4 protein-coding genes are annotated in these 5645 nt (G+C 58.0%); 3 read left to right on the top strand and 1 reads right to left on the bottom strand.

The features are described 5' to 3' along the window. Positions 1 to 476 precede the first annotated feature (476 nt). Positions 477 to 1451 carry a ThuA domain-containing protein gene (locus tag AB4043_RS12285; protein WP_442307161.1) on the bottom strand — a complete coding sequence of 325 codons (975 nt, stop codon included), beginning with the start codon at positions 1449 to 1451 and terminating at the stop codon, positions 477 to 479. A gap of 243 nt (positions 1452 to 1694) precedes the next feature. Between AB4043_RS12285 and AB4043_RS12290 the strand changes: the two genes are divergently transcribed. The 3 genes from AB4043_RS12290 to AB4043_RS12300 all read left to right on the top strand — a co-directional run. After that, positions 1695 to 3536 (top strand): hypothetical protein, encoded by a 1842-nt coding sequence (locus AB4043_RS12290; protein WP_442307162.1) that lies wholly within the window; start codon positions 1695 to 1697, stop codon positions 3534 to 3536. 199 nt (positions 3537 to 3735) lie between these two features. Beyond that, entirely contained in the window at positions 3736 to 4956 is a 1221-nt protein-coding gene (locus AB4043_RS12295) for a PQQ-dependent sugar dehydrogenase (protein ID WP_442299169.1), read from the top strand. Positions 4957 to 5152: 196 nt separating this feature from the next. Further along, positions 5153 to 5645, top strand: a 493-nt coding sequence (locus AB4043_RS12300; protein WP_442307163.1) for a metallophosphoesterase, incomplete at its 3' end; no start/stop codon positions are given.

Raw genomic sequence — 5645 nt, forward strand, 5'->3', positions numbered from 1 at the left:
GATGTATCGTTGTGCTCTTCTTCGCTACCGGACGGGGTTTTGCCGGTCTCAGGTCGGCCATCATTAGCAGAAGATTCACGCGCGTGTCGTTCGACGGCGACAGAAATGCCATATTGCTGCACCCCTGGTAGCCGTGATGCACCACCCGCCATATCTTGGAGCACCCGTAGTCTCCGCTGGCCATCGCCTGTTTGGTGAAGCCAATCAAGGCCCCAAAAAAGAGGATTGCTAGAGAGAATCTCTTTAGACCAGGCGTAGGACCGTTCATAGGTTAGTCACCTCTGATATTGCGAGCATGCTTTACGGGTACGGAAGCCACCAGAGGAGTTCTGACGTTGCGTAACCTCTAGTTACGCAACATGCTCGCAAAGATGGCACCCGAAGACAAGACCTTCATGGATGCTTCAGTTGTCCGCAACTTCTATGACGACACTGTTTCAGCTGCAGGCTGGCTCCTCGCAGTAACGACGAGCCGCTTACTTCCTGATATAGGCGGGATCGAGTGGCGGGCGAGTCGGTTCGAGTGGCGATAGGTTTGGGGCTGGAGTAGGACCAAGGGTCTGATCGACGGTCTGGTCATCGACCCAGGTCGTCGCGATACCTTCCTTTGGGATGGTCAGGTGTGCGGTCCAACAGATGGCGTTGACCACGACCTTGCGGTAGTCGTCCATCTGCCAGTTGGCGTAGTAGTGGCCAAAGGTGGCGCCGATGCTGCGGCCCTGAACCTTGCGGCCTTGTTGTTTCGGACGGTCATACGCCCAGAAGAACGTCTGTGCCAGAGCTGTGGCAAGCGGGCCGGGGAAGACCTTGGGATCGGCGGGAAGGCCGGTTGCGCGCAGCAGGGGAGTAATGCCGGTCATGCCATCGACGAAGGTGAGCTTGTAGTAGAACTCTTCACGAATCTGGAACGGATGAACTCCGTGCAACACCGGATGGGTGGGATTGGGAAAGACGATCTCCGTGGTCAGCGTCTTCTGCGTGAAATAGGGTGTCGGATGCGTTGGGCCGTCGTAGTCGACGTAGCCGCCGTTCCAGTTGAGCGCCTGCCTGGCGAACTGGTAGGRAATATAGGTGGCAAAGTGAAAAGTCATGAAGCCACAGCCGCGGTCGATCTGCCGCTGCATGAAGGCAATGCGCTCCGGCGACCAGGACCAGGGTGACCACTGCATGCCGTCGCTCAAGAAGACGATGGTATCGGCGGTTTCCAGCGTGGTCTGGTTCATAGGCCAGCCGTCGTAATACACCTCGGTGACGACGTTGTGCAGGCTGGGGGAGCGGTCAAGCATGACCTTGAGCAGGCGCGCTGATTTGAGGTATTCGTGCGCACCGGGGCCGTGGGACTTGGTGCCGGCAATCAGGACGACCTTTGTGCGTCCGTCGGCTGTGCGGGCATGCGCCAGCGGGGCAAAGAGGCAAAGCACGAGCAGCGCGACGAGAGCACGAGTTTTCATAGGAGTGTGCCGCAGGGAACTGCTGAACGCGAGCAAAACCACGCTAGTGGCGAGGTGAAGGCTGTGTCAATGGCTAAAAAATAGTTTTATATGCAAAATTTGTGGCCGCCGCTGTTTTGTCGGATGAGTGTTTGCGCCTTTGGCTTTGCAGCGTTGACAGTGCGTTGGTGCGATCAATACAGTGAGCTTCAACTGTTCTGTCGCGGCTGCTGTATTCCTTGGTTCTCTGGGATCGGTCTTTAAATGTATACGTGTACACACGTTGCCGCGGTAGCGGCTCTTCTCGTCTCCTCTTACCTTGGTGCGCAGGTAAGCGTCCTCACTCAGCACAATGACCTGGAACGAACCGGTGTGAATGCGAAAGAGAGGATGCTTACGCCGGCCAACGTCAACACCACTCACTTTGGATTGCTCTTCAAGCGTGAGGTCGACGATCAGGTTTACACGCAACCGCTGCTGGCGACGGGAGTCCAGATGAATGGCGGGACCCACGATGTGGTCTACGTTACAACGGTCAATAACAGTGTCTACGCCTTCGATGCGAATGACCGGGAAGCCTCAACACCGATCTGGCATGTGAACTTCGGCACTCCCGCGGGTCTGCATGATGCTGACTTTGGCTGTCTCGACATCAACGGCAAGATGGGGATTCTTGGAACTCCCGTGATCGATGTTGCCGAGCATGCTCTCTATGTGGTCGCTTCGACGAAGGCCGGCGACGGATTCATGCAGCGTCTGCATGCGCTCGACCTGGCGACAGGCGCCGATCTCCCTAACAGTCCGGTGACGATCTCGGCTCCGGGCTTTGATCCGCTATTGCAGGCCCAGCGGCCCGGGCTCGTGCTTGCGAATCACGCCATCTATATTGGCTACTCCTCGCACTGTGACAAGGGACCGTACCATGGCTTTCTGCTCGCCTATGACCAGAAGACGCTCCGCCAGACGGCTGTCTTTAATGCGACGCCTACGGGGCAGGCAGCAAGTATCTGGCAGTCGGGCCAGGCGCCGTCGGTCGATGAGCAGGGAAATATCTATGTCGTTACAGGGAATGGTTCCTGGGATGGGGAGCAGAACTTCAGCGAGAGCTTTCTCAAGCTAAGCCCGGATCTGAAATTGCTTGACTGGTTTACGCCCACAAACCATTTCGACCTCGACAAACGGGATATCGATTTGAACTCGTCAGGCGCAACGCTGGTTCCCGGAACGAATCTCGTGCTTGGCGGAGGAAAAGAGGGCGTGCTATACGTGCTCGACCGCGGCAGTTTTGGTCACCTGGGAGATGAACATGCGCTGCAGCACTTTCCGGCGACCGGCTCGCATCTGCATAGCCTGGTTTTCTGGAACAGCGCCCAGAGGGGATCGCTTCTCTATATATGGGGGCAGCGGGATCGCCCACGCGTCTATCGGCTGCAGGGAGACAGGATTGATCCCACGCCGGTGATGAGCCGGCCGGAGGTCAACGAAGGCCATCCTGGCGCAATGCTTTCGCTCTCGTCGAATGGCGGACGAAACGGCATACTCTGGGCCGCGATTCACGCGACGGGCGATTCGTGRCACGAGTCCCGTCCTGGTGTCCTGCACGCCTATGACGCAGACGACATCGGCCACGAGCTCTGGAACTCGCTTGAGAACCGGTCGCGCGACGACTGTGGCAACTATGCCAAGATGGCTCCTCCTACGGTTGCAAATGGAAAGGTCTATCTCGCCAGCTTCGGAACGGAGAATATCGGCACGGGACAGTTCTGTGTCTACGGTCTGCTTCCTGACGGAGCTCCTCCGTCTCGTCCGGTGAAGGTGAGCGCAGCAAAGCAGCCATCAGGAGTAGCGCTTACCTGGGAAGCTGCCGCGGCAGGCTCCATAGGTCATGTGACCTATCGTGTGAACAAAGCCGAAGATAACGGCAGCTTCAGGAATATCGCTTTGGGGCTGATGGCGCCGGCGTTCTTCGACAATTCCGTATCTGCAGGTCACAGCTATCGTTATGTCGTTACGGCTCAGGATGCAAATGGCGCCAGCCGCCCCTCTGACGAGGCCGTAATCGCTATTCCGAAACAGAGGGAGGCGACCAATCACGTGGCGCATTAAATGCGATAGAAACAAACGGTTGTTGATGAGCAGTCTAGCGGTCGCGTTCGTCTAATGAAGCATTCGTCGAAACCGAAGCGGGCCCTCAGGCATCAGCTTGTTGGAGAGTGTTATAAAAAGTCGACGGTAATCCCCGCCGGTCTTGTGGAAGCAGGGCTTGCTGCCGCCTGGTTAATCCATACCAATCGAGGAAGACGTGATGAAACAGTTAGTGTTCGCGGGAGTTTCTCTCGCGCTGGCGGCGTCCCATGCCATGGGACAGATCAATGCAGGCGACCAGAAGCCTGAGGCGAGTGTGCCGTTCAACATGGTTCAGGTAACAACGCTCGATCTACCGTGGCGGATCGCGTTCCTCCCTGACGGGCGGATGCTGATTACCGAAAAGACCGGAGCTCTGTGGCTGGTAACGCAGCAGGGCGCTAAGATGCAGGTTTCGAATGCTCCCGCCGTTCTTTATGGTGGACAGGGCGGCATGCTGGGTGTGTATACCTCGCCGCACTATGCCAAAGACCACAGCGTCTATCTGACCTACTCTGAGCCGGGCGAGGGCGGTTCGAGTCTGGCGCTTGCGCGTGCACAACTTAAGTGCAGTCAGGACGCGGCGAGCCTGGAAGATCTGAAGGTGATCTGGCGCGATGGCGAACGCGGAAAGGGAGGCCAGTTCGGCGCGCAGATCGCATTCTCTCCGGATAAGAAATATCTCTTCCTCACCGTTGGCGAACGGCAGCGCATGACGCCCGCTCAGGATCCCAACCAACCGCTGGGTAAGATCCTTCGCCTCACATTGGATGGCAAGCCTGCGCCGGGGAATCCGATGGCGGGAAAGACCGGGACGGCCAGCGTGCCGGTGATCAATCCTCCGGAGGACACGGAAGCCGCGAAGACTGCTCCAGTAGTGAACACCTACACCTTCCCCGGGTCAAACCTGACACCGTCGGAGACCTGGACCAGCGGACACCGCACGCCCTATGGTCTGGCCTTCGCGCCCGACGGCAAGCTGTGGGAAGTGGAGCATGGTCCGCGCGGCGGCGATGAGCTGAACCTGATCCAGCCCGGCAAGAACTAYGGCTGGCCGCTGGTCTCCTATGCGGTGAACTATAACGGCGTGCCTATCCCCAGCCCGGACACCCGCTCTGACCTGACCAAGCCTGTTATCTACTGGACGCCTATCATTGCGCCCGGAAACCTGATGTTCTACACCGGCTCGATGTTCCCGCAGTGGAAGGGATCAGCCCTGATCAGCGCACTGGCAGGGAAGTCGTTGCTCCGGATTACCTTCGACGGTAAGGGCGGAGCCAAGCCTGCCGAGCGCTGGGATGTCGGTCATCGCATCCGCGACGTAGAGCAGGCTCCCGATGGCGCGCTTTGGATGCTGGAAGATGCCAGGGGTGGCGGCGTCTTTCGTGTGACGCCGAAGTAGGTCTGAGCTGTTTTGAAAAGGAAGCGGGTGACGAGGATTCGTCACCCGCTTTTGTTTTGCGACTACGCCGGATCAATGTTCATGGTGCTGACCTCGACAACCACGCCGCCCGGGGCGTTGCAATAAAAGCTGTGTAATCGCGTGTTTATCCCACACTGCTACGGTGAAGGTATTCCCTTTCAGGAGAGAGACGTTCATGATCGTGTCGCGGCGGCAGTTTCAACAGATGGCTTTTGCAGCAGCCGGAGCTGCTTTGCTGGAGCGCGGCGCGTTGGCGCTGACTCCTGCAAAGCCGGGCACCTTCCGCTTTGCTGTCATTACCGACACACACATCATCGACGACTTCTATCGTGGGCCGGAGGGAAGTCCCGAAGACACGGAGACGATCTTCAAGGCCAACGCGAATCTGCTGCAGACACGGGCGACGATCAACGCCATTACACCTGCGGTCGAGCAGGTCTTCCACGCTGGCGACTTCTTTCATAACTATCCTTCGGCGGATTACGACTTCTACTTCAAGAACAAGACCCGTATCGACATCGCGTACGAGATGGTGCAGGGTTTCAAGGCTCCGGTCCACATCGGTTTCGGCAACCATGACTACGACGAGCACCAGACGCCCGGCGTCTCGCGCGAGATGTCGAACCGGCTGTTCGAAGCCAAGCTGAAGACCAAGCCGTACTATGCGG

Source organism: Terriglobus sp. YAF25, assembly GCF_052113305.1.
Classification (GTDB): domain Bacteria; phylum Acidobacteriota; class Terriglobia; order Terriglobales; family Acidobacteriaceae; genus Terriglobus.